21 protein-coding genes are annotated in these 23,685 nt (G+C 62.1%); 13 read left to right on the top strand and 8 right to left on the bottom strand.

The annotated features are described in order from the left end of the window. Positions 1-83: 83 nt before the first annotated feature. The gene (locus tag AQZ49_RS09675; protein ID WP_156428230.1) at positions 84-1,034 is read left to right on the top strand and encodes a hypothetical protein; all 951 of its coding nucleotides are present in this window, start codon (positions 84-86) and stop codon (positions 1,032-1,034) included. Positions 1,035-1,074: 40 nt separating this feature from the next. Continuing rightward, a complete protein-coding gene (locus AQZ49_RS22785; protein ID WP_231739157.1) occupies positions 1,075-2,496 on the top strand; it encodes a fatty acid desaturase family protein in 1,422 nt (473 codons plus the stop codon). A 170-nt stretch (positions 2,497-2,666) separates the two neighbouring features. Here AQZ49_RS22785 and AQZ49_RS09665 read toward each other — a convergent pair whose 3' ends face one another. The 3 genes from AQZ49_RS09665 to AQZ49_RS09655 form a co-directional block, all read right to left on the bottom strand. Continuing rightward, positions 2,667-3,155: a YqhG/Tai3 family protein gene (locus tag AQZ49_RS09665; RefSeq protein ID WP_067615087.1), complete on the bottom strand. Its 489-nt coding sequence runs from the start codon at positions 3,153-3,155 to the stop codon at positions 2,667-2,669. Positions 3,156-3,240: 85 nt separating this feature from the next. Then, positions 3,241-3,684, bottom strand: coding sequence for a hypothetical protein (locus tag AQZ49_RS22275; RefSeq protein ID WP_156428229.1), 444 nt, complete (start codon positions 3,682-3,684; stop codon positions 3,241-3,243). A 249-nt stretch (positions 3,685-3,933) separates the two neighbouring features. Further along, positions 3,934-6,882, bottom strand: a complete 2,949-nt coding sequence (locus AQZ49_RS09655; protein ID WP_156428228.1) for a TonB-dependent receptor — start codon at positions 6,880-6,882, stop codon at positions 3,934-3,936. 251 nt (positions 6,883-7,133) lie between these two features. Between AQZ49_RS09655 and ribB the strand changes: the two genes are divergently transcribed. Genes ribB through AQZ49_RS09640 form a run of 3 tightly spaced genes read left to right on the top strand, consistent with a single transcriptional unit; the run spans position 7,134 to position 9,690 of the window. Next, the gene (gene ribB / locus AQZ49_RS09650; RefSeq protein WP_067615084.1) at positions 7,134-8,405 is read left to right on the top strand and encodes a 3,4-dihydroxy-2-butanone-4-phosphate synthase; all 1,272 of its coding nucleotides are present in this window, start codon (positions 7,134-7,136) and stop codon (positions 8,403-8,405) included. A 5-nt stretch (positions 8,406-8,410) separates the two neighbouring features. Further along, on the top strand, positions 8,411-8,830 hold the full coding sequence (gene ribH / locus AQZ49_RS09645) for a 6,7-dimethyl-8-ribityllumazine synthase (RefSeq protein WP_067615083.1): 420 nt from the start codon (positions 8,411-8,413) through the stop codon (positions 8,828-8,830). Between the two features lie 47 nt (positions 8,831-8,877). Beyond that, positions 8,878-9,690, top strand: coding sequence for a DMT family transporter (locus tag AQZ49_RS09640; RefSeq protein ID WP_067615082.1), 813 nt, complete (start codon positions 8,878-8,880; stop codon positions 9,688-9,690). A gap of 94 nt (positions 9,691-9,784) precedes the next feature. Here AQZ49_RS09640 and AQZ49_RS09635 read toward each other — a convergent pair whose 3' ends face one another. From AQZ49_RS09635 to AQZ49_RS09620, 4 genes are all read right to left on the bottom strand, one after another. Beyond that, positions 9,785-10,306 carry a DUF1254 domain-containing protein gene (locus AQZ49_RS09635; protein WP_067615081.1) on the bottom strand — a complete coding sequence of 174 codons (522 nt, stop codon included), beginning with the start codon at positions 10,304-10,306 and terminating at the stop codon, positions 9,785-9,787. Next, positions 10,303-10,884, bottom strand: a complete 582-nt coding sequence (locus tag AQZ49_RS09630) for a DUF1214 domain-containing protein (RefSeq protein ID WP_067615080.1) — start codon at positions 10,882-10,884, stop codon at positions 10,303-10,305. Before AQZ49_RS09630 ends, AQZ49_RS09635 begins: the two co-directional genes overlap by 4 nt. After that, complete coding sequence (locus AQZ49_RS09625; RefSeq protein ID WP_067615079.1) at positions 10,877-11,968, bottom strand: Rv3169 family protein; 1,092 nt, start codon at positions 11,966-11,968, stop codon at positions 10,877-10,879. The genes AQZ49_RS09630 and AQZ49_RS09625 overlap by 8 nt, the downstream gene beginning before the upstream one ends. Before the next feature lie 121 nt (positions 11,969-12,089). After that, positions 12,090-13,190, bottom strand: coding sequence for a phosphotransferase (locus tag AQZ49_RS09620; RefSeq protein WP_067615078.1), 1,101 nt, complete (start codon positions 13,188-13,190; stop codon positions 12,090-12,092). 192 nt (positions 13,191-13,382) lie between these two features. On the opposite strand from AQZ49_RS09620, the gene AQZ49_RS09615 reads away from it, so the two are divergent. From AQZ49_RS09615 to AQZ49_RS09605, 3 genes are all read left to right on the top strand, one after another. Then, positions 13,383-14,636 carry a cation:proton antiporter gene (locus AQZ49_RS09615; RefSeq protein WP_067615077.1) on the top strand — a complete coding sequence of 418 codons (1,254 nt, stop codon included), beginning with the start codon at positions 13,383-13,385 and terminating at the stop codon, positions 14,634-14,636. 281 nt (positions 14,637-14,917) lie between these two features. Beyond that, positions 14,918-17,380, top strand: coding sequence for a toll/interleukin-1 receptor domain-containing protein (locus AQZ49_RS09610; RefSeq protein ID WP_067615076.1), 2,463 nt, complete (start codon positions 14,918-14,920; stop codon positions 17,378-17,380). Positions 17,381-17,882: 502 nt separating this feature from the next. Then, positions 17,883-19,931: a discoidin domain-containing protein gene (locus AQZ49_RS09605; RefSeq protein ID WP_197410992.1), complete on the top strand. Its 2,049-nt coding sequence runs from the start codon at positions 17,883-17,885 to the stop codon at positions 19,929-19,931. Positions 19,932-20,014: 83 nt separating this feature from the next. Here AQZ49_RS09605 and eno read toward each other — a convergent pair whose 3' ends face one another. After that, entirely contained in the window at positions 20,015-21,301 is a 1,287-nt protein-coding gene (eno, locus tag AQZ49_RS09600; RefSeq protein ID WP_067615074.1) for a phosphopyruvate hydratase, read from the bottom strand. Between the two features lie 240 nt (positions 21,302-21,541). Here eno and AQZ49_RS09595 point away from each other — a divergent pair, with 240 nt between their 5' ends. The 5 genes from AQZ49_RS09595 to AQZ49_RS09575 all read left to right on the top strand — a co-directional run bounded on the left by AQZ49_RS09595 (position 21,542) and on the right by AQZ49_RS09575 (position 23,640). Continuing rightward, a complete protein-coding gene (locus tag AQZ49_RS09595) occupies positions 21,542-22,099 on the top strand; it encodes a hypothetical protein (RefSeq protein ID WP_067615073.1) in 558 nt (185 codons plus the stop codon). A 22-nt stretch (positions 22,100-22,121) separates the two neighbouring features. Then, on the top strand, positions 22,122-22,490 hold the full coding sequence (locus AQZ49_RS09590) for a phage holin family protein (protein WP_067615072.1): 369 nt from the start codon (positions 22,122-22,124) through the stop codon (positions 22,488-22,490). Beyond that, positions 22,487-22,807 carry a hypothetical protein gene (locus AQZ49_RS09585; RefSeq protein WP_067615071.1) on the top strand — a complete coding sequence of 107 codons (321 nt, stop codon included), beginning with the start codon at positions 22,487-22,489 and terminating at the stop codon, positions 22,805-22,807. Before AQZ49_RS09590 ends, AQZ49_RS09585 begins: the two co-directional genes overlap by 4 nt. A 28-nt stretch (positions 22,808-22,835) precedes the next feature. Further along, the gene (locus tag AQZ49_RS09580) at positions 22,836-23,312 is read left to right on the top strand and encodes a hypothetical protein (RefSeq protein WP_067615070.1); all 477 of its coding nucleotides are present in this window, start codon (positions 22,836-22,838) and stop codon (positions 23,310-23,312) included. 106 nt (positions 23,313-23,418) lie between these two features. Continuing rightward, entirely contained in the window at positions 23,419-23,640 is a 222-nt protein-coding gene (locus AQZ49_RS09575; protein WP_082701683.1) for a DUF4170 domain-containing protein, read from the top strand. Positions 23,641-23,685: the final 45 nt, after the last annotated feature.

The raw sequence follows: 23,685 nt of genomic DNA, 5'->3' as shown, positions 1-23,685 counted from the left end.
GGCCGTTTGCAATATCTAGCCGGTCTTCATGCTCAATCCACGCAATATTAACCACGTTTGCGATTGGATTGGAACGCATCACCATGGAGCACGGCCCCATTCTCGCAGCCCGGAGCCCGGCCGAAGGCTCGGTCCGTCGCGCCGACACGCTCGCGGCCATTCTGGTGCAGACGCAGGGCGATTGTCCGCGCGATCTGGTCGCCGCGGTCGAGGATGCGATGGCCGCCGGACTGGCCTTCGACCAGACCGAGGGCCAGATTGTCCTGCTCGAAGTGCTGGCACGCGTGCTCGAAATGGCGGACAATCGGCAGGGGCTTGGCGATGCGCTCGATGTGCTGGCCGCCATGCCGGCCGAGGCCGCGCTGGCGGGGTTCAACACGCTGGTCGCCTCGTCCTTTCCCGACGGCAATGTCGATATTGCGCGGCTGGGCGATGCCGCGCTGTTGGTGATGGCCGGATTGCTGGCCAGCGCGGGCCAGATTGACGACGCGCTGGCGGTGCTGGGCACCGGAGCCAAGAGCCGACCGGTGGAATTTCTGGCCAAGGCACACAGCGTGCGCGGCCACATGTTTGGCCGCGATGCCACCACGCGCGCCTTGTGGACTGCGCTGTCAGAGGGTGGCACCAGTCCCCTCGATCCGCGCCTCTATCGCCACCAGGCGCGCCGGTTGGCCGATGCTGGCGATCTGGCGGGGGCGCTCGATGCCTTGCTGACCGGGGCCTGCCTGCCGATCGAGGCCGCCGACAAGGACGGGTTCGGCGATGATTTTGCGGTGATTGCGGCAGTGCTGCACGCGATCGGGCATGACGACTGGCTGGGGCAGACGGCGCGCCTGCGCTTTTGCCTGGCGGCCTGTCCGGCGATTGCCGCAGAGGCCACAGCCGCCTTGGGCAACTGGCCCACCGGTGGCGCGTTCGACCTTTACGGGCCAGGCCTGATTGCCCCGGTGCAACAGTGGTTCGCCGCGATCGCGCTGGCGCCGCCACCGGCCTATCCGCTGCGCCACGGCAAACCGCACGTCGATGTCGTGTAGTGGGAAATCACCAATTTCTGCAATCAGAAATGCGACTCAGATGGTCGACGAAGGCGCACCCAGCCATGCCCGCGCGCTGACCAACGGTTTCGAGGCGATCCGCGCTGCGTTTCTCGATGCCAGCCATGATGTTGGGAACCCGTTGCCGATCATGCGTTGGACCGACACGGCGGGCAACGAGCAAATCGCCTTCATGTCGCCGCGCCCGGTGGGCACATATGCCAATCTGGTGCTCGAATACGATCCGCGCTGGACGGTGACCCGATCGGTGGTCAACCGTTCGCGCTGCGGCTTTACCCAGGCGCCGTCGCTGGCGGTGTTTGCCACCGGCAAGCTGGGCATCTGCTGCCTCGATCTGGACAGCACCGCGACATTTGGCAGCCTGTCCGATTTCGACCACATCGGCCAGGCGCTGCAAAGCGATGCGGCACGGCGCATCTTTGCCGAACTGGCCAATGGCGTGGCCACCAGCAAGGGCTGCCAGATCTGCCTCGCCTCGGGCGAGCAACTGTGCGGGCCGTCCTGGTCGATCGGTTTTGACATCCGGCGCGGTTTGGTGTTCCCTCTGCCGCGACGGGACAGGATGATGAAACTATCCGATTATCTATCGCGCGCCGAACTGGTCAGGCTCAACCGCCGCTCTGATCTCAGGGCATGGTGGGCCTTTGCGGCCAACTGGGGGTTGATCGCGCTGGCCTTTGCACTGGTGATCGTGTGGCCCAATCCGCTGACCCTGGTAGTGGCGGTGCTGGTGCTGGCCGGGCGACAGCTCGGCCTTGGCATTCTGGTGCACGATTGCGCGCACCATGCGCTGTTTCGCAGCACGCGCATGAACGAGACGGTCGGGCAGTGGCTGGCGGGCTGGCCGATGAACATTTCGCTGGCGGACTATCGCACGTATCACCTGTCGCACCATCGCCATGCCGGTACGCCGCGCGATCCCGATCTGGGCTTTGTCGCCGCCTATCCGGTTTCGCGCGCGTCGTTGCGGCGCAAGCTGTGGCGCGATCTGTCGGGGCGCACCGGGCTGCGCGATTTGCGGCTGATGCTCGCGCGGTTCCGGCTGCGCCGGCAATGGCCGTGGGTTGCGTTCCATGTCTTGCTGGCCGGGATGCTTGCCGCGCTTGGCGCAGGGTGGGCCTATGGCCTGTGGTGGGTGGCCTGGCTGTTCGTCTATCCGGTGATCATGCGCCTGCGCCAGATCGGCGAACACGGCGTGGTGGCCGATCGCGGCCAGACCGATCCGCGCCTGAACACCGCGACCACGCTGGTATCCTGGTGGGAACGGCTGCTGATCGCACCCAACCATGTCAATTGGCACCTGGAACATCATGTCGCCGGCGGTGTGCCGCCCTATCGCCTGAAACGCATGCACCAGGTGTTGCGCGAGAGGGGCTTTTACGAAGGCCACGACGCAATATCGCACGGCTATCGCGACGTGATCCGCCGCGCGACGGTGTAGCGCCACCACGGCCTTTGACCAACCGCCGCGCGCATCCTTCGACAGGTCAAGGATGAGCGAATAACGACTGCGTCGACAAACTTAAGGCTCGACCGACCGGCGGAAAGTGGAGGGAAGCGGACTATTAGAATTTGAGCCTTTGCCTAAGCCAGAACCAAAGTGTGGTCAGCCTAGTGACGCTTTCTGAGCGGGGAGTTATGGTGTTCAAAGTTCGAGAGTAGTGAACAGATACCTGCCTCGAGTTCGGAGATATCTGCGATCATCCAGCCATGCTTTCCCCGCTTCAGCCACAAAATTCCATGCGTAATAACCCCGTCGGCACCGGCTACTTGAGTTTGCACTTCAGCAGCATCGCTTCCGCCCTTGATTGAAACGATCGAAATCTTGAGATTGCCGTTATCCTGACACATGCAAATGGGGTCATGGTCCAGATAGGCTTCCAGATAGCCATGGTCATTCAGGTGGTCATCTCGCACAAAGGCTGCACGGAGCCTGGGTGAAAGAAACGCCAAGAATTTGCTGTCTGAAATGTTTGCATCATTTGAAAGATCGTACGCGATGACTTGATTTGCGAATTTCAGCGCACCGTCAGGCGCAACCTCGGAAGGCAATGCCATTGTGGGCGACAACAATAACGTTAAGGTCACTATCCATTTCATTGCGCGACCATGCCTGAATATAAGCATGTCCGCAATTGGAGGATTGCTGACTGTCTGCAATCTCCCATATTGCGCCAAAAGTGGACTACTCTCTCACTGCTTCGAGGATAGCGCGAGGCACACGAATTAATGCCAGAAGCATGTTAACGCCATAAAGCCAGACGAATGCAAAAGCTGCGTACGCCAAACCGGATTGCAACCCTTGGTCTGCCATGCCGAAAAAAAAGGCCAATCCGGCCGCGAACATGCAAAACAACATGCCGTGAAGGCTTCGCAGATCATAGTAGAGCAGTAGCGTGCCTTGCGAATTATCTGTCCAGAAGTGTCCCCGGTCATACATCACCATTGCCAGCCAGTTTGGAACGAACATGCTGCGCCATAGGGGATCATCGAAAGAAATATGATCTGATCCACGTTCGATCACGGTCTTGTATTGGGCACCCAAAAGGCCCTCGATCCCATCCAAAGCTGAATCTTGGTTGCCATTTAGAGTGACTGAGCCTCTCAGATGCCAAAGAATATTCCCCATCGGTCCCAGCTATATCCTATCGGTTACGTCCGCAGTTAATACTTTGTGCCGACATTGGGAACGACCATCTTTGGGCGTTTCCTGCCATTGCGCTCGCGTCATGAAATAGCCTGAATTTTCCCAATCCGCCCATCCGATGGTATCGACTTGAATTTGCTCGACAGGACGAAAAAAACGCCGGGGGCACATGGCCCCCGGCGTCCCTCCTGACCGGCGCCTTATATCTGGCGCCGGTCCCCCAAACCTCGTTCAGAACTTCACCCCGGCGCCGATGCCATAGCGGCGCGGATCGAGCGAGAAGACGTTGGTGAACAGGCCCGACGACTGGTCGGTAACATATTCGCCGGTGATCGCGTTGTTGTTGGTCAGGTTTTCGACAAACGCACGGATGTACCATTTGTGGTCCGGACCATCGAGCTGAAGCTGCGCGTTGATCTGGATATAGGATGGCACCGCGTTGACAGGCCCGTTGAAGATGCTGCCGGTCGATTCCCCGGTGTAGTGCAAGTCCACACGCGGCGTCAGCACCAGGCGATCGAGCGGGATTTCATACTGTGCCCCGATCGAGATCTTGTAGTTGGGCGCACCCGGCAACTGGTTGCCCTTGATGTTGACCGGGATGCCCGAAGTATAGACCGTGATGCCCTTGGGATCAAAGGCCAGCCCATCGGCTGCGGCAACGCCTTGCAGCGCGGCGCAGATCGAATAGGCCCCGGTTGAGGCGATCCCGCCACCGGCCGGGAACGCGGTCGTGCCTTGCAGCCCGGCACCGGCGCCGACACCCGGGATGCCCCCGGCGTTGATGATGTTGTTGACCGTATCGACAAACGCATTGGCCCCGGCCGCATTGCCCGCGGTGTTGGGCGCAACCGCGCAGTTCGACCCGTTGGTCAGATCCTTGATGATCACCGCATCCGACCGGCCACCGCCAAAGTCGCGCGGATCGGCCAGATATTCATCCTGCGACACGGCGGTGTGCAGATAGCTGGCCGAGATGTTGACCGTGAATTGCCGGATCGGGCGCATCACCGCCTCTGCTTCAACCCCATAGACATGCGCGCTGACGTTTTCGTCGACCGAGGTCCGCGCGATGATGCTGGAAAGCTGCAGGTCCTTGTAGTCGTAGAAGAACCCGGTCAGGTTCAACTGCAACTGGCCATTGCCGAACGAGTTTTTCGACCCGATTTCGAACGCATTGACGAATTCCGGCTGGAACGTCGTCGGCACCGTGATGCCTGCATCGGCAGCGGACAGCGGGGGGTTGAAACCGCCCGCCTTGTAACCGCGCGAATAGGACGCATAGAGCAGGTTGTTGGGGGTGATCTCCCAATCGAGCACCGCCCGCCCGGTCAGCGCCCGGAACGTGCCCGACTGCACCGCATTGGGCACCGCCGCGGTCAGCGCGGAAACGTTGTTGGTGCTGGAGAACGCCACCGGCAGGTTGAAGGTGGTGGTATGCGCCGAAACCAGCTTGTCATCGTTGTTGTAGCGCAAACCCAGGGTCAGCTTCACCTTGTCGTTGAACTTGTAATACGCTTCACCGAACAGACCATACGAATTTGTCCGGTAATAGTTGGTGTTGTTGTCGTAGAACGGCGTGGCGAGATAGGCCGGAGCCCCGCCGCCGCCAAGCGACCCCAGCGTACCGGCAACACCGGCGAAATAGTCCAGTTCAAATTCGTTCACAAAGTAGTCGTTATAATTGATCTTGTAGTGCGAATAGATTCCACCCAGCAGGAAATTGAACGGGCCGCTGAATTTGGAGGTGAAAATCGCCTCGCTCGACCAGGTGTTGCTGACTTCGTCGGAACGGTCGAACTGCAAGGGAACGTTCGAACACACGCTGTTGCCGCCATAGACGCCCGTTCCGCTCGCTGTCGGCAACGACGTGCACAGCGGGCCTCCCGGCCCTTGCGGCATCAATGCATTCGCCACCGGCTTCAGATAGGCCGCCAGCGCGGCGCCGGTCGGCGCGGGGATACCGGCAAGATTGTTGGCGATCGCGTAGAGCCCGTTCAGCCCGGACTGGATCACGCTGCGATCCTGAACCTGGTTGTTGTAATCCTGCATCGAATCGACGTTGGTGTATTCATAGTTGCCGTCGAGATGCAGTTCGAACTGGTCCCCGATTTCCTGCTTCAACCGGCCTTGAATGATCGTATCAACCGAGTAATAGCGCGGATCAAATCCGGTATAGACCTGGTGAACGCTGGTCGGATTGACCGCCGTACCATAGGCGTTGGGCCCATAGACGCTGCCCAGCGCCAGTGCCGAAGGCAAGCCCTCGATGGCAAAGAACTGCTTGGAAGTCAGCACCGCGCCGAGCGTCGAATTGGCATTGGTCACACCGGTACCAAGCGACCCGTTGAGACAGCCCAGAATCCCGGTCGGATCGGTCTGGCATTCCTGTTTCTGCACGCGCATGCGCGAATCGTTTTCGCGGAAATACTGCCCGACCAGATCGAACGTGGTGCGTGAACTCGGTTCCCACCGCAGCGATCCGCGCAGACCATATTCGTTGCGCCCGTCGATCTTCGACCCGTCATAGAGGTTGGTGGTATAGCCGTCGCGCCGCAGGTAATAGCCAGAGGCCCGCACGGCCAGATCCTGCCCGATCGGCACGTTGACCATGCCCTTGACGCGCAGGTCGTTGTAATTGCCGTATTCGACATCGGCCGACGCCTCGAACTTGCCCAGCACCGGCGGCGCGGTGTGGATATTGACCACCCCCCCGGTGGCGTTCTTGCCGAACAGCGTGCCTTGCGGGCCGCGCAACACCTCGATCTGCGCCAGATCGTAGAATTCGCCTTCAAACAGGCGGGTCGACGGCGACAAGGGCGCATCGTTGAGGCTGATTGCGGTCGACGGTTCGCACGATTCCCCGACGCACAAACTGCCGATGCCGCGAATGGTAAAGCTGGAGCTGGTAAAGTTGGTCTTGGTGAAAGTGACGTTCGGCAACGACAACTGCAAATCGCTGGTAGTCTTTATCTGTTGTTTTTCCAGCGCATTTGCGTTGAACGCGCTCACCGCGATCGGCACGTCCTGCAGGCGCTGCGCCTGGCGCTGTGCCGTAACGATGATTTCCTGAACACCACTCGTATCCGCCGTTGTGGCGGGTTTGGCGTCTTGTGCAAAAGCGGGTTGTGACAAAGCGACCGCGCACACGCCAGCCAACAGGCAAAGCTTGCCCCTCATAGCTTCAGACCTCTCTCTCCAGCGAACCCCGTCGTTGACATGCGGGTGTTCGAGATGTGCAGGACATAACGGAGCGAGTACTTTGTCAACCGGTTATTTAAACCACGCACTTCAAGGGCGGAATTTGGCGGAAAGTGTTGCAAACAGGTCGTATCGCAGGCCCAGAAGAACCCGAGGTTGCCGTAGGGGAAACACATTTTAATGTGTACCACCCCCTTGCAATACACATTTGGGTGACATAGATCGGCGTCATGTCCACAGACCTCATCGATCGCATCCGCCGACTCGTCACCGATGGTGGCATGTCGCGCGCCAGTCTCGCCCGCGCCGCCGGGCTCCACGCCAACACCTTGCGTGACGTAACGCAGCCGGGCTGGAACCCGACCGCCGACACGTTGGCAAAACTGGAACGCGTGCTGAGCGACAGCGACGACGCCCCCGCGCTTGTCCCGATCGAAGAGATCATCGACGAAGCGCGCAACGGCCGCATGTTCATCCTGGTCGATGACGAAGATCGCGAAAACGAGGGCGATCTGGTCATCCCGGCCCAGATGGCCACCCCCGATGCGATCAATTTCATGGCCACCCACGGTCGCGGCCTGATCTGCCTGACGCTGACGCGCGCCCGCGTCGAACAACTCGGGCTCGAACTGATGAGCCGCAACAATGGTACCCGCCACGAAACCGCGTTCACCACCTCGATCGAGGCACGCGAAGGCGTCACCACCGGCATTTCCGCGGGCGATCGCGCCCGCACCGTGGCGGTGGCGATCGACGCATCGAAGACCCGCGACGATATCGTCACGCCCGGCCATGTCTTTCCGCTGATCGCCCGCGACGGCGGCACACTGGTGCGCGCCGGGCATACCGAGGCGGCGGTCGATATTGCGCGGCTGGCCGGCCTCAACCCCTCGGGGGTGATCTGCGAGATCATGCGCGAAGACGGCACGATGGCGCGGATGGACGATCTGGTGCCGTTTGCGCGCCGCCACGGGCTGAAAATCGGCACGATCCGCGATCTGATCGAATATCGCCGCCGCAACGACAATCTGGTCGAATGCACCTCGGTGGCGCCGTTCCAGTCGGACTATGGCGGCGACTGGACCATCCGCACTTATCGCAACAAGATCGACGGTTCGGTGCATCTGGTGCTGCAAAAGGGCGCCATTACCCCCGATCAGCCGACTCTGGTGCGCGTACACGCGATTTCGGTGCTGTCCGACGTGCTGGGCCAGCCCGGCCCGCGCAAGCGCGTGCTGCAACGCGCGATGGGCGCGATCGGCGATGCCGGTGCGGGGGTGATCGTGCTGCTGATGCCGAGCGACCCAATGCAACTGATCGCCGAAGCCAGCGGCAAGGGCGGCATGGACATGGACTTGCGCAGTTATGGCATCGGCGCGCAGATTCTGGCGGATCTGGGCGTGCATGACATGGTGCTGCTGACCAATTCGCACCGCAATGTCGTGGCGATCGAAGGCTATGGCCTGAACATTGCCGGTGAACAATCGATCAGCGTGGAGTAATCGAAGTGGCCAAGTTCCTGATTGTCGAAGCCCGTTTCTACGACCACCTGAACGACCTGCTGATCAAGGGCGCCAAGGCCGCGATCAAGGCGGCGGGGCACCAGTCCGAAGTGATCACCGTGCCCGGCGCGCTGGAAGTGCCCGCGGCGATCGCACTGGCCGACCAGAGCGGCGATTATGACGGCTATGTCGCGATCGGCGTGGTCATTCGCGGCGAAACCTATCACTTTGAAATCGTCGCGGGCGAAAGCGCGCGTGGGATCATGGCGCTGACGATCGACGGCCTGGCCATCGGCAACGGCATCCTGACCGTCGAAAACGAGGAACAGGCGCTGGTCCGCGCCGATCCCGCGCAAAAGGACAAGGGCGGCGAAGCGGCCAAGGCGGCGCTGACCCTGCTGGCGCTGCGGGAACGTTTCGCCTGAGCGCGATCGGGCCAACGCAATTTGCCGGGGCACAGATTGCGGGTCTGATGATGATCGGATCGGGCATGATCCATGCCACGGTCAACGCGATCTTCAAGGCCGGTGGCAGCGACAAGATGTCGGGGCGCGCGATGATCGATGGATCATCCGCGCTGCTGATGCTGCCGCTGGCGTTCATCGTGCCGCTGCCCCATGGCGCGTGGATCTGGCTGGCCGGGTCGCTGGCCGCACATCTGGTCTATCTGACTTGTCTGGTGCGCGCGTTCTCGCTGGCCGACATGAGCGCGGTCTATCCGGTGATGCGCGGCACCGCGCCGGTGATCGCGGCGGTCGCCTCGGTCATGGTGCTGGGCGATCCGATCACGGCGGCGATCGCGCTGGGCATCGCCTTTGTGTGCCTGGGCACGGTGCTGGTGGCCGCGCGCAATGCCCCGCCCTGGCGCGCGATCGGCTGGGCGCTGGGCACCGGGGCGGCGATTGCGGTCTATACCGTGGTCGATGCGCGCGGCGTGCGCGCCACGCCCGCCGCGATCAGCTATGTGGTGTGGGATTTCATCGTGACCGGGGTTGGCATCGGCGGCTATTTCGCATGGCGCCGCGGCCACGAATTCGTCATCGCCGCGCGCACGCAATGGCGCGTCGGGCTGATCGCCGGGGCCCTGTCGATCGCATCCTACAGCCTGGCGCTGGGCGCCTATCGGCTGGGCAATGTCGCGCGGCTGGCATCCTTGCGCGAAACATCGATCGTGTTCGGCCTGATCATCGCCGCCGTGTTCCTGCACGAACATGTCAACCGCACCCGCGCGCTGGGCGGCGGGCTGATCGCGGTGGGCGCAGCGGTGCTGATCGTGCTCGGCTAAAGCGTCACAACACTGTCAACAGGGCATTGAACCGGACAGGTTTTTTACGAACGCGATCGCGACGATCGGCGGGTTTCTGCGGGTGACGGGGCAATCAGATCGGCGCGCAGCGATCTGCGCTGCGCGCCTGGTCGGCGGCGGCAAAGGTCGCCGCAGTGGGCGCCAGACGGCGGTCGAGGATAATCCCCCGCGCGGTCGTCGCGCGCACCACCGGCACGCCGGTGGGCACGGCCTGCCCGGCCAGCGCCAGCGCAAAGCGCACCCCTTGCGGCTGCGCAAACGTGTCGAACACCGCGATATTGTCGGTGTTGGCGGCAAACACCGAAATCGAGGTATACCCATGATCGGCGCTGGGCGCGGCGCTGACCAGAATGGCCCCGTGCGACAGGTCATAGACGCAACTGGCATAGGCCAGATCGGGCGAAGGCCGCACCACCCAGCGCGCATGGGCATCGACCCGCGGTGAAAAGCTGAATACGTTGATCAATCGGTCATGCTGCGACAGCCGCGCCATCGCCACATGCATGATCACCTGCGGCGCGGCGATCACCGTGCCGACATGGCCCACCGCCGCCGCCGCACAGAAACACACCCCCAGCCAGACCGCGCGGCTCATGCCCCCTGCCCTCCCTCGCAACCGATCCGCGTGACGCTCGGCAACGCGATCGTGGTGAAATCGGCCTGCGCCGCCGGGGTTGGATTGTAGATCCGCAGCGTCAGGTCAAACTGTCCGGCGCGGCGCGTCGATACCCACACCGCGCCTGGCACCGGATGGCTGGCCGCCACCGCCTGCCACTGCCCGGCGGCATCGGGGTGCACCCGCGTGGCATCGAACGACAACGCGCCATCATCGTTGCGCGGCAGAAAATTGTCGGGCGCATAGACCGTGACCGACCACCAGCGCCCCGGCAAAGCCCCGCCCGCCACGCGATAGCGGCAATTTTCGCGCAAGGGCCGCCCCGCCTCGTCGGTCTTGCGCACGAAATAGAGCGCCTGGCCGCGATTGAGCGCCAGCAGGCCCGACACCGCAACCCGCGCGCGGGTCCAGGCATCGGCATCGACCGATCCGGTGACTTTGCTGCCCATCCAGCCGCCGCCGGCGGGCGCCATCCCCTGGCGCATATAGACCACCGCCGATCCCGCTCCGACCGCCAGCCCGGCGGCGATCACCAGCGCGAACTGCCACCTAGCCATGGTCGAAATAGTCCTTCAGCCCCAGCGGATCATAGGCGCCGATGATCAGTTGTTCGAACACCCCGGTGCCCACTTCGCCCGCGCTGGTGGTCACCCGCGACACGATCTGCACGTGCAGGTTTTCCATCGTCGGTGCCATCGCGGGCAAGGCATCGAGCGCCAGATCCTCGCGCTCCACCACCAGCGGCCCGTGATAGAGCCCGTGGTTCCACTTTTGCGTGACATAGCCCAGCCCGCGCATCTGAAACCGCGCCAGCGGCTCGATCTCCAGCGTCAGCGGGCCGTCGTCGGTGCCGATCGTCAAAGTGCCCTGCGCGGGCCAGCGCGTGCCGGGCAGCAAGGGCGCGGTCAGCCGGGCCGAGGGGGTTTCGAAGAAATCGGCATGCCCGCCGCGATCGGGCGCGATCACCGCGCGGGTGTTCCATGGCGATCCGTCGCGATGGGCGTTGAGGTGGAAAAACACGCTGCGCGTTGGCAGGTTGATCGGCGTCCATTGCCAGAAAAACCCCTGCACCACGCCATGCCCGTGCGGTTGCGCATCGGCCGCGCCGACCGGGCGCACGCCCCATGACCGGTCGCGCGTGCCGACGGTGGCGGGATGCAGCACCTCGCGCACGCCATCGACCTCGATCCAGCCCGAATAGAACCCGTTCTGCGTCAACCGCGTGTAATCCATATAGGTGCGCGGGCCGATGCGGTGGGTAAAGCGCGGCTCCTCGATCGGAAAGGCACGGCCGGTAAAGTGCAGTTCCGCCGCGATCCCCTCGCCCGCCACGCGCACGGTCAGCCGTTGCAAGGGCTCGACCACCTCGATCGCAATCGGCCCCACGGTCAGGTCCAGCCGCTCCATGTGCAATTCGCGCGAGGCGTGGAGGCAATATTCCACCCCGTTACGGATCACCGCAAAATGCGCGTCGGCCACGTTGAGATGCGGATAGACCCCGAACGCCACCGCGAAAAACCCGCTGCCGTCGGGGGCATAGCCGTTGAAGAAATAGCGGTCGTAGAAATTGCGGTCGGTGCCGGCATAGGCCACCGGTTCGGGCGTCTGGTGCAGCGGGAAATCATCGCCTTTGGTCAGCATGTTCCGGTCTCCATGAGATTTTGGCATGAAGACGGCCCCAGCCCGCGCCCCACCCGACCACCCTGCGACAGGACCCTGTGGGTGGTCGGGTGGGGGAGCGGGCCGGGGCCATCTTCAAGATTCACCCTTCCGCGAATTTTGCAAAAAGGCGCGTCAGCGCGCCGATACTGTCGTGATCGAGCGCCAGTTCGCAGGCGTTGCGGGCCATCGACAGGAAATTGGCATCGCCACGTTCCGTTCTGACGACAAAGGCGCTGCTGAACACCGCCGTCGAAACGCCGTGCAGCGCGCCCAGGCGATAGCGGTCCCAGATTGCCGCGCGGGTCAGCGGCACGCCGCGCCGGGTCATTTCGGCGCAATAGAGGTCGAGCAGTTCGTCCTCGTGCGCGCGGCGCACCGTGCTGCCGATGCCACAGCCCAGGAAATAGCCAATGTCCTTGATCGGGCAGTCCCACCCGGCGGTCTGCCAGTCGACCACCGCGATCGGATCGGCCCCGTCGCGCGCATCGAACAGCATGTTGTCCAGCCGGAAATCACCATGACACACCGCACGCAAGGCCGGATCGCGCTGGTAATATGTGGCAATGTTGGCGTTGAGCGCATCGCACACCGCCATCAGGTCGCCCGGCAACAGACCGTCATAGCGTTCGCGAAAGATCGCGTGGGCGGTGGGATAGAGCTGTGAAATACGTTCCACCAACCCCGGCACGGGCTGTAACCACGCCGCCGCGCCCCATTGCGTGGCACCCCACGTGGGCGCGTGCAGCGCGGCGGCCTGGATCAGGGCATGGCGCGCCTCGTTCAGCGAGCACCCGGCCAACTGGTTGCCACTGCGCGCGGGGCCCAGATCCTCGAACAACAGCACGAATGTCGCGCCTTCCTCGCCCAGCTCGCTGGCATAGACGCGCGGCGTGCGCACATCGATGTGCGGCGCCAGTTCGCGATAGAAGTGCACTTCGCGGGCATAGAGCCCGAACATCGCAGCGGTCGACCGGCTGGTATCATCGGCAGAGGCGAATTTGCCCGCCACCGTGTCCGGCCCGGCGCCTGTGCGATCATACGTCAGCGTAAAGCGCGCGGTATCGCCCACTTGCCCGGTGCCGATCGACACATGGCTGATCGCCAACACTCGCGCGCCCTGGTCCATCGCGCCCGCCGCCTTCAGCCGCGCATCGATCCAGCCGGGCGTGACTTCGCCCGCCGTGGTGGGGAATGGTGCCATTGTCGTTATCCTCTCGCACGGATCAGGCTGGCACATTGCACCGGGGTTGTGAAGCGGATTTAAGCGATCGCTTAAGACACAGGTTGCACAGTCTGTTGCGCCGGGCAGATCACCGGGACGAGAGACCTGCGCATGCGTTTACGACGCGCTTTGCATTTCCGTCTGCACGCCGGGCGCGTTAGGCTGCGCGCCATGGACCTGTTTCAGATCACCGCAATCTTTCTGGGCGTCATGGCGCTGGTCGGCTGGATCAACGTGCGCACGGTCGGCCTGCCGCAAAGCGTGGCGATGCTGTCGGCCGGGATTGTCGCAGCGGGCGTGCTGTTTGCGGCGCAGCGGATGATCGGCCCGTTCTGGGGCTATGATTCGGTGCGGCACGAGATTGCCCGGCTGAATTTCTCCGAGGCGGTGGTCAGCTATATGCTGGCGTTCCTGCTGTTCAGCAGCGGCATGCAGATCGATCTGGGCGAATTCCGCCGCCGCCGTCTGGCAATCTGGTCGCTGGCGACGCTGGGCGTGCTCGCCTCGACCGCGCTGGTCGGGTTTGGCGTGTGGGCGATCGCACAGCTGGCCGGGCTGAACCTGCCGCTGGCCTGGGCGCTGGTGTTCGGCGCGCTGATCAGTCCAACCGATCCGGTGGCGGTGATGGGGCTGGCCCGGTCGGGCGTGCTGTCGGAACGGCTGGGCGCGGTGTTGCAGGGCGAAGCGCTGTTCAACGACGGGGTCGGGCTGGTCGCGTTCACCGCCGCACTGGCCTTTGCGGCCAGCGGCGTGGCGCCGCACCCGCTGCACATTGCAGGCGCAATCGTGATGGAAATCGGCGGCGGTCTGGCGCTGGGCCTGACCGGTGGCTGGCTGGTGATCATGGTGATCCGCACGATCGACGACTATGTGGTGGAATTGACCGCGTCGCTGGCGCTGGCCACCGGCGCCTATGCCCTGGCACAGGCGTTGCACGTATCCGGCCCGATTGCCGCCGCCGCGGCCGGATTGCTGATCGGATCGATCGGCGTGCAGACCGGCATGACCCCCGCTTCGCGCCGCTATGTCGAGGGATTCTGGCATCTGGCCGATGAATTGCTGAACGGATTGCTGTTTCTGCTGACCGGCCTGCAAATCTTTGTCATCCCGTTCGACGGCAGCGCCGTGCGCATCTGGATCGGCTCGATCGTGCTGGTCGCGCTGGCCCGCCTGCTGGTGGTGATCCCGTGGGGCGCCTATTTCAGCCTGCGCCACAACGACCGCGGCGCCAGCGTGATCCTGACCATGGGCGGCCTGCGCGGCGGCATCAGCCTGGCCATGGCGTTCAGCCTGCCCCCCGGCGGCCCCCACGACCTGATCGTGGCGACAACTTTCGCGGTAGTGATCTTTTCGGTGCTGGTTCAGGGGCTCGGCATGGGGCCGCTGGCACTGTATTTTGCGCGGGACACGGGGCGGGTGGCGTGAAGCAATTGTTAGGGAAGAACCGGAATGGCAGGTTACGACATTGGAATGAGGATAGCTGCCGCTCCAGCGGCGAAGCGCCTGCGGCAGCACCCGACCAAATTACGCCATTCAACTCGGCGATGAAGAGCGTCAGATCTCGACGTAAGCTAACCACATATGTCCCGCGCCCTCCAGCGCCCTGTTCACGTTGCTCAGTCAATCAGCGATAGACTTCTTCCCCTGGATAGCTTTCAAGGTATGGTGTCGTAGATCGCGAATATCTGGAACGGACGAATTTTCAAATGAAGTGCTTTCTTTCACACAGCAGTCGCGACAAGGCGATGTACGCATCGACCGTTGCTAATGCGCTCAAACCGAACGTTGAATATGATGAGGCCACCTTTGAAGAAGGGATGGGTAATCTCGAGGAAATCTTGAATGCCCTAGATCGCTCTTCTGTATTTGTTCTCTTGATTTCAGATTATTCTCTAAACTCCGAATGGGTACGTCGCGAGATCATAGAAGCCGAGCAGAGGTTAAACATAGGTCAACTTAAGCGTTTTTTCCCGATTATTATAGACCGAAACATCGACCACACCGATCCGCGTATCCCATCTTGGGTGCGTGAGTCTTACAATCTGCGCCCGATTACGAGGCCAACAATCGCCGCAAAGCGGATACGTGAGCGCATGAGAGAGGTTTCGTGGCAAACGCACCCAATGCTCAAAGAGCGCGACCAGATATTTGTTGGGAGGAACGTTCAGCTTGGAGATATTGAACAGCGATTTGATGATTTTACCAAGCCACAACCCCGTGTGATTATCGCGTCCGGAATCTCTGAGATCGGACGAAAAACAACGCTCAAGCATGGACTCCGCAAAGCCAACCTCGTGCGGGATACGTATGAACCTATCCCGATCGAACTAGCCCGGGACGATAGCATTGAAGGGCTAATCCTCAAAATCTACGACATCGGTATTACCGAAGACATAGATATCAGTGACCTCTTGAACCGATCGATGGAGTCGAAGATTGAGCTTTGCTCCGCGCTGATCGGCGACGTGATCAAACATCACGAGCTACTCATGATAAGTGATGATTACGGAATTGTACGTTTCGAAGGCGAAATTGCACCATGGTTCCAGGACGCGGTTGCTCTATTGCCCGAAGACAGACTCGCGGTCTGCGTGGCCTCATCAGCCAGACCGAAGAAACATCTCTATATTAAAAATAATGATTACTTCTTTATACATATTCCTGAGCTTGATAATTTAGAGCGGATCGGCTTGTTTAAGAGATATGCCGATTTGATGAAGCTCTCCCTAAGCAGGCAAGATTACGAAAATTTCACTCCCCTTTTGAAGGGTTTCCCAGAGCAGGTAACGTACGCTGCTTCACTGATATCTGATCTTGGTCCCGAAAAGGCGTTTAAGAACTCCCACGATATTGCGAATTTTTCAACCTACCGTGCGAGCATCATAATTAATAAATTTTCAGACAAAGCTGAACTTGTGGATTTCCTACGGTTCATATCATCGTTTGAATTTGTATCTATAGATTTTGTTGCCACCATCGAAACTTTAATCGGTACTGCAATAGTTGGATATATCGATACGTTGGTGGCCTACAATGTCTGTGAGGCTATCGGACCAAGTGGGAACTACTTCAGGGTAAATGAGGTTATCAGAGACGCGATAATTCGTGATCGAACCGATGTGGCCGAGATATATACCGTTGCACTTAATAGATTTGTAAATAATTTTGTAGAGACCTATGATGAAATCACTTTTGATGTCTCTGAATACCAGATCGCAGTCCGCGAAGCGCTTTCATCCGGCGTTCCCGTTCCAGAGAGGATGTTGATACCAGCTCACTTTTTGCAAACAATGCGTCAGCTTTATGATGGCAGAAGTTATCGGGAAGTGATTACGCTTGCTGATCGGGTTCTGCAAAACAAGGAAAACTTTGACAATCATACACAGCAGGATATCAGATATTACCTGTGTCAGTCGCTTGCCCGCTTATCCGACCCGCGGTTTCTTGATGAAGTGCAGCATATCAATGGACCAGAGCATGATTTTCTTCTCGGATTTTATTATCGCCTTCGGAGGAGATTTGGAGAGGCACTGGCTCGATATAAGAAGTCGATGGATCATCGCCGGACAGAACAGCGGGCACGCCGTGAAATCGTGTTCGTGCTCGTTACGGTCGAGGACTTCGAAGGCGCTATATCTCTGGCGCGTGAGAACTTCGAACGATATCCACGCAATCCCTATCTGGCACAAGCTTACTTTTTGTGCCTAATGCATATTCCCGATAGGGATTACGCGAAGTCAGAGGCCGAGACGGTGTTGAGCGCTTTAGAGAAAATGGGTGGAGCCCGAGCTACAGAGATGCTCGATAACCTAAAAGCACGCTTCGAGTTTGAATTTGGAAGACAGGACGAGGCGTTCAGTCAAATTGACGCTGCAATAGCTAGATACCCCGAAATAATTTACCCACTTCTTACTAAGTTGGACATGGCGACTTCGACACAAGATCCTGATCTTCTTCGAAGAACGATTGCAGAATTGAAAGCCAGAAACCCATCGGCTGGGCACAAGATCGCAATATCGAAAGCCGACGCGGTCCTAGCGGCGGTGTCTGGTGATGTGGATCGTTCAATTCGTATGCTTTCTAAGGAGCTATCTGATCTGAGTGAAGATGCAAAAGAGAAGCTGGTCCGAAGGTTTCGGCGAATTGGTGAAGGCGTGACGGGCAATTAAGATTGAATTATGAAATTGCTCGCTCAGCTAGCTTTGATCGTCAGACGCTGGTTTGCATCTAACTTGCTCATTTTTGCCATTATCTAAACCAATCAGTCACGTGATTGATGGCACATACTGACAAGATCTGCCGTCAAGGATATAACTTTGGCACAGCAGTTTTGTCCCAGCCATGGTCTTTCAAGTGCCACGCTACGACGCTGAACGAAGTGCAGGTTCTGACGTCCGAACTCGCACTGTTCAACATCGGGTTGGCGACGATAAGATTCGCCGGGCACGGGAAAAGCAGCACGCTCGCTTAGCGCCGATGAGATCCTCCACGTTGAATCGCGGCGATGCCATCCAATCCGGGTGCCTTGATGCTGGACGCAGGGGGCAAAATCGGCTGGACTGGGGCGCCTTCGACAGATCGGCGTGGGCGGGGGTCTTGACCGAGCGGGGGATTGCATTGCGGGCCAGATTGGGGATTTGCGGGCTTGCCGTGGGGTTGGCGGCCTGTTCGGTGCAATCTTCCGGGGGCAGCACCACGGGCACGGTGCATATCGATCCGCGCGCGGCGCTGGCATCGTTTGTGCCCGATCAGGCGCTGGGCGCGGCGGTCGATGGATTGCCTGCGGGGCAGATCGACGATCTCTATACCCCGCACAATATCGCCGCGATGCGCAGCACCGGGTTGCGGCCGATCAGTTACAGCTTGCGCACCGAACTGGGCATCGATGCCTGGCATTGGGGTGAGGAAGGAACGTGGAGCGATCCGGCACACCACCAGGGCTATTGGACGGGCAGCGACAACCCGGTGCGCCCGGTCCTGCGCGGGTGGGGCTATGCCCTGCCCCGGCGCGGAGATTCGGTCGATCAGGCCGAAGACGACGGCTATTCGCGGATCGATGATGGCGATCGTGCCACGTTCTGGAAATCCAATCCCTGGCTCGATGCGGCGCAGACCCATGCGCCCGAACGCCCGCAATGGGTGGTGGTGCAATTCGACGAGGCACAGACGATCTCGGCGGCGCGCATCGCGTGGGGGGCACCCTATGCGCGGGCCTTTCGCGTGCAATACTGGTCGGGCGATGATCCTTATGACGAATTCCAGCACTGGCGCGATTTTCCCCAGGGGGTGATCGCGCAAGGGCGCGGCGGCGATGGCGTGCTGCGGCTGGCCGATCGGCCGATCCGGACGCGGCTGGTGCGCATCCTGCTGGAGGTATCGTCGCACACCGCGCCCGCCGGTGCGCGCGATCCGCGCGATGCCATGGGCTATGCCATTGCCGAGCTGGGCATTGGCCATATCGACGCCGGCGGGCGCTTTGTCGATGCGATGGTCCATGCCCGCGACGGCAGCGACCAGACGCAGATCACCGTGTCATCCACCGACCCCTGGCACCGCGCGACAGACCGCGATGCCGATGCCGAACAGCCGGGGTTTGACCGGCTGTACCGCAACGGGGTGACCAATGGCCTGCCGATGGTGGTGCCCGCAGGCGTCTTGTACGACACGCCCGACAACGCCGCCGCCGCGTTGCGCTTTCTGCGCCGCCGCCACTATCCGGTGGCAGGGATTGAAATGGGCGAAGAACCCGACGGCCAGAACATCAGCGCCGAAGATTTCGCCACGCTCTATCGCCAGTTTGCCCGCGCGTTGCAGGCAGTCGATCCACACGTGCGCATCGGCGGGCCCAATCTGCAGGACGCGGTGGCCGACAGTTGGGCCGACGACACCCCCGACCATTCGTTCACGCGCCGCTTTCTGCGCGCGATCCGCACGCCGGGCCGCACCGCGCCGCTCGATTTCTTCAGCATGGAACATTACCCTTATGACAGCCTGTGCGGAAAGATCCCCGCGATGCTGCGCGGGGCGACCGACCGGCTGGATCAGGCAATGGCGCGGCTGCGCGCCGATGGCGTGCCCACCGGTATTCCGTGGATCGTCACCGAATATGGCATTTCGGCCTTTTCGGGGCAGGCCGAGGTCGACATGCCTGGCGCGCTGTTCGATGTCGATCTGGTGGCGCATTTCCTCGCGCAGGGCGGGCATGCCGCCTATCTGCTCGGCTATGGCCCCGACCGGCTCTATGAACCCGGTGAGGCCTGCACCGGCTATGGCGAACTGATGCTGTTTGGCGCCGATGCGCGGCATCAGGCGGCCTGGGCCACGCCCGCATTCTGGGGCCTGTCGATGCTGGCGCATGACTGGGTGGTGCCGGGCGGCGGCACGCACCGGATCGTGCGCGGCACGGTCGATCTGCCCGGCGGCAATGCCGATCATGCGGTGGTGGCCTGGCCGGTGCATCGCCCCGATGGCACCTGGGCGGTGCTGCTGGTCAACCGCGACGAGGCGCACGCGCATGCGGTGCGGATCGATCTGGGCGGGCACGCGCCCGGCGGGGCCTGGCACGTGGTGCAATATGGCGCGCGCGATTACCGTTGGCTGGCGGCGGGGGAAAACAGCCATCCCACGCGGGACGATCCGCCGCACCGGTTCGATGTGGCGGGGGGCGTGGTGGATTTGCCTGCTTATTCGATTACGGTGGTGGGGTTTGCGGGGGGATGAGTGTGGGGGGCGGTTGCGCCATTTTTCGTGGCGTGGCACGCCCCCACCCAACCCTCCCCCGTCCGGGGGAGGGCTTTTTTTGGTCAGATCTTGATGCGGCCGAACGCGGCCTTGCCGGCATAGCGGGCCGAGGCGCCCAGTTCTTCCTCGATGCGGATCAACTGGTTGTACTTGGCCAACCGGTCGCTGCGCGCCAGGCTGCCGGTCTTGATCTGGCCGCAGTTGGTGGCCACCGCCAGATCGGCAATCGTCGAATCCTCGGTTTCGCCCGAACGGTGCGACATCACCGCCGTGTACCCGGCGCGCTGCGCGATGCTGACGGCTTCGAGCGTTTCGGTCAGCGTGCCGATCTGGTTGACCTTGACCAGCAGCGAATTGGCCAGGCCTTGTTCGATGCCCATCGTCAGGCGCTTCGGATTGGTCACGAACACATCGTCGCCGACCAGTTGCACGGTGTTGCCCAGCCGCGCGGTCAGCGCCGCCCAGCCGACGAAATCGTCTTCGCTCATACCATCTTCGATCGACACGATCGGATAGGCATCGGCCAGCGCGGCCAGATAGTCGGCAAACGCTTCGGGGCTGAGCGACAGGCCCTCGCCGCTGATTTCATACTTGCCGTCGCGGAAGAATTCGGTGGCAGCGCAATCGAGGCCCAGCGCGATATCGACGCCCGGCTTGAACCCGGCCTTTTCGACCGAGGCGAGGATGAAGTCGAGCGCATCGCGGGTGCTCGACAGATTGGGGGCAAAGCCGCCTTCATCGCCCACCGCCGTGGCCAGGCCCTTTTCGTGCAGGCCCTTTTTCAGCGTGTGGAACACTTCCGACCCCCAGCGCACCGCTTCGGCCAGGCTGGGCGCGCCGACCGGCAGGATCATGAATTCCTGAAAATCGATCGGGTTGTCGGCATGTTCGCCGCCGTTGATGATGTTCATCATCGGCACCGGCAGCAGATGCGCCGAAACCCCCCCGATATAGCTGTAGAGTGGCAGGCCGCGCGCATCGGCCGCCGCCTTGGCCACCGCCAGGCTGGTGCCCAGAATGGCGTTGGCGCCCAGCCGCGCCTTGTTTTCAGTGCCGTCGAGCGCGATCAGCGCCAGATCGATATCGCGCTGGTCTTCGGCATCGATGCCCACCACGGCTTCGGCGATTTCGGTGTTGACGGCGTTGACCGCCTTCAGCACGCCCTTGCCCAGATACCGGCTCTTGTCGCCATCGCGCAGTTCGACGGCTTCGTGCGCGCCGGTCGATGCGCCCGAGGGCACGGCGGCGCGGCCGAACGAGCCGTCTTCGAGCAACACGTCGACTTCGACGGTCGGGTTGCCACGGCTGTCGAGGATTTCGCGCGCGTGAATGTCGATGATCGCGGTCATGGTCTGGCCTTTCAAAAAGCGCCTGCGGCAATCTGCCGGTGCAAGGAAGCGGTGGACAACGCGGTTTGGCCCGGCTCCTATCGGCTGCGCCGGTGTCAGGCAAGCGCCACAGTGCAACTGCGAAGTGTTGTGAAGACGAATTTATGGGCGCATTCGCGGGAACCTTCGGCTAGGATCAAAAGGGCTTGCATTGCAGGCGCGTGCTTCGCTTCGTCATTTGCCCAAAGGAGGCCTTGAGCCATGACCGAAACCACCCCCACCCCGGCACCCGAACCGATCGACGTGCCCGCCAATGACGCCGACAGCGCCGAAGCCGCAGACGCCATCAAGTCACGGTTTTCGCGCGCCATCGAAGATGCCCGCGCCAATGCCGAAAACTTGCGCGCCAATGCTGCCGAAGCAGCCGCCGCGGCGCGCGAAAAGGCCGGTGCCACCGCCAGCGAATGGACCGAACAGGCCACCGTGCTGGCCACTCAGGCCCGTGACAAGAGCCTGGAACTGGCGCGCACCGGCAAGGACAAGACCAGCGAAGCGATCGCCGTGGTGGGCCGCGCGATTGCCGACACCGCGCCGGTGATCGATGAAAAGCTGGGTGTGGGCTATGGCGACTATGCCCGCTCTGCCGCAGGGGCGCTGGAATCTTCGGCCGAAAAGCTGGCGGCCAAGGATTTTGCCGATCTGGGCGAAGACGTGAAGACATTCGTGCGCAAGAGCCCGGCCACCGCGCTGGGGATTGCCGCCGTCACCGGGTTCCTGTTTGCGCGGCTGTTCAGCCGTTCGGGCGATCGCGACGCCTGATCGAACGGAACGGCACCCTTTCGTGACCCCCACCGATGACCCGGAACCGCCGACGTTGGTGGCATTGCTGCGCGCGCTGATCGAGGATGCGCAGACGCTGGTCGAGGCGGAGACCGCCTATTGGCGCACCGCGCTGGGCTTTGCGCTGCGCCGCGCACGCACGCTGGCTCTGCTGGCGGCGCTGGCGCTGGCGCTGGCGTTCTTCATGCTGATGGCGCTGGTGGTCGGGCTGTTGCTGGCGCTGGCGCCGCTGGTTGGCCCGTGGGGCGCGCTGGCGCTGGTAACGGCTGCGCTGGGGCTGGCCGCAGCGGTGTGCGCGTGGCGGGCGGTCGCGCTGGCCCGGCGGACCGTCCGCCTGTTGACACGGCCCGACGACGGGGATGGGCAATGACCTTGCGCGCCGACGAGGTCACCCTGATCGAGGCGCGGCGGCTGCGCGACATGGCGCGCGGCAATGTGCGCACCAATCTGGCCACTTTGCGCCGCGATCTGGCCGAACGCCCGCTGACCGCGCGCCTGCGCGAGGCGGCGATCACCACCGCGGTCGATACGGCGGAAAACGCGATTGACCTGGCGCTGGAAAACCGCGCAGTGCTGGGCGGCACGCTGGCCAGCGTGATCGGCTGGCTGTTCAGGAAACCGCTAGGTCGGCTGGGCCATAGCGGATGGACATGGGTCGCGCACCATTGGTCACAGTGGCGCGATTGACCCCCAAACCCTTTCAGGAGGTTTCACCGTGACCGAACAGGACAGCAAACTCGCCGATCGTATCGAGGCCGCGCGCGAACGCAGCACCGCGCTGGCCGCCAATGCATCGAGCAAGGCGCGCGAATTCGTGCATGACCATCCGGTGGCCAGCGTGGCCGGCGGGATCGTGGTCGGCGCGCTGATCGCGGGCGTGCTGACACGGCGGCGCCAGGCCAAGGCGGCCCCAGCCGCCGATGCCTTGCCCAGCCCGGCGCGGCTGGCCCGTCTGGCCGGTCTGGGCGCCGAACTCGCGCTGGCCTATGCCAGCCGCGCGGCCAGCAGCGGCAAGGACGGTCTGGGCAAGATCGAGGAACGCATTACCGGCCAGCTTGGCCGGATCGGCGAAAACGGCGCCGAAGCCGGGCACAAGCTGTCGGGCCTGGCGGATCTTGCGATCAGCACCCTGCGCGAGGCGGGTGAGGCCGCCGTGCATCGGTGGACCCAGCGCAACCACGACCCCGAATGACCGGGCACACTCCGTAGCGGCCCGAATAAAGACTTTCATCGCACTTGAATTGCGCGGGCGCATTTGTCAGGGGCAAAGTCTCCTCCTCCCCTACGGAAAGTATCCCATGCAGAAGCTCCACCTCGTGATGGGCGGACGGGTCCAGGACCCGCAGGGCCTCGATTTTGTCGATCTGAACGCGATTGACGTGGTCGGCGTGTTTCCCGACTACAAGACCGCCGAAGAAGCCTGGCGCGCCGCCGCGCAGCGCACCGTCGACGATGCCGAAATGCGCTATGTCATCGTCCATCTGCACCGGCTGCTCGAACCCGAACTGCCCACCACCTGATCATCAAAAAAGCCCCGGCAACCATCAGGTTCCGGGGCTTTTTTG

This window comes from Novosphingobium sp. FSW06-99 (assembly GCF_001519065.1).
GTDB lineage: Bacteria > Pseudomonadota > Alphaproteobacteria > Sphingomonadales > Sphingomonadaceae > Novosphingobium.
Note: the sequence above shows the minus strand (reverse complement) of the source record. Positions and strands in the feature narration are given on the sequence as shown.

What these genes read in the sequence shown, in the direction of transcription:
- AQZ49_RS09620 (WP_067615078.1), bottom strand. Translation starts at nt 13,190, where the DNA reads ATGGCACCATTCCCCACCACGGCGGGCGAAGTCACGCCCGGCTGGATC.
- AQZ49_RS22785 (WP_231739157.1), top strand. Translation starts at nt 1,075, where the DNA reads ATGGTCGACGAAGGCGCACCCAGCCATGCCCGCGCGCTGACCAACGGT.
- AQZ49_RS09595 (WP_067615073.1), top strand. Translation starts at nt 21,542, where the DNA reads ATGACCGAAACCACCCCCACCCCGGCACCCGAACCGATCGACGTGCCC.
- AQZ49_RS09630 (WP_067615080.1), bottom strand. Translation starts at nt 10,884, where the DNA reads ATGGCTAGGTGGCAGTTCGCGCTGGTGATCGCCGCCGGGCTGGCGGTC.
- AQZ49_RS22275 (WP_156428229.1), bottom strand. Translation starts at nt 3,684, where the DNA reads ATGGGGAATATTCTTTGGCATCTGAGAGGCTCAGTCACTCTAAATGGC.
- AQZ49_RS09655 (WP_156428228.1), bottom strand. Translation starts at nt 6,882, where the DNA reads ATGAGGGGCAAGCTTTGCCTGTTGGCTGGCGTGTGCGCGGTCGCTTTG.
- AQZ49_RS09665 (WP_067615087.1), bottom strand. Translation starts at nt 3,155, where the DNA reads ATGAAATGGATAGTGACCTTAACGTTATTGTTGTCGCCCACAATGGCA.
- AQZ49_RS09675 (WP_156428230.1), top strand. Translation starts at nt 84, where the DNA reads ATGGAGCACGGCCCCATTCTCGCAGCCCGGAGCCCGGCCGAAGGCTCG.
- ribB (WP_067615084.1), top strand. Translation starts at nt 7,134, where the DNA reads ATGTCCACAGACCTCATCGATCGCATCCGCCGACTCGTCACCGATGGT.
- AQZ49_RS09610 (WP_067615076.1), top strand. Translation starts at nt 14,918, where the DNA reads ATGAAGTGCTTTCTTTCACACAGCAGTCGCGACAAGGCGATGTACGCA.
- AQZ49_RS09625 (WP_067615079.1), bottom strand. Translation starts at nt 11,968, where the DNA reads ATGCTGACCAAAGGCGATGATTTCCCGCTGCACCAGACGCCCGAACCG.
- AQZ49_RS09615 (WP_067615077.1), top strand. Translation starts at nt 13,383, where the DNA reads ATGGACCTGTTTCAGATCACCGCAATCTTTCTGGGCGTCATGGCGCTG.
- eno (WP_067615074.1), bottom strand. Translation starts at nt 21,301, where the DNA reads ATGACCGCGATCATCGACATTCACGCGCGCGAAATCCTCGACAGCCGT.
- AQZ49_RS09585 (WP_067615071.1), top strand. Translation starts at nt 22,487, where the DNA reads ATGACCTTGCGCGCCGACGAGGTCACCCTGATCGAGGCGCGGCGGCTG.
- AQZ49_RS09635 (WP_067615081.1), bottom strand. Translation starts at nt 10,306, where the DNA reads ATGAGCCGCGCGGTCTGGCTGGGGGTGTGTTTCTGTGCGGCGGCGGCG.
- AQZ49_RS09575 (WP_082701683.1), top strand. Translation starts at nt 23,419, where the DNA reads ATGCAGAAGCTCCACCTCGTGATGGGCGGACGGGTCCAGGACCCGCAG.
- AQZ49_RS09640 (WP_067615082.1), top strand. Translation starts at nt 8,878, where the DNA reads ATGATGATCGGATCGGGCATGATCCATGCCACGGTCAACGCGATCTTC.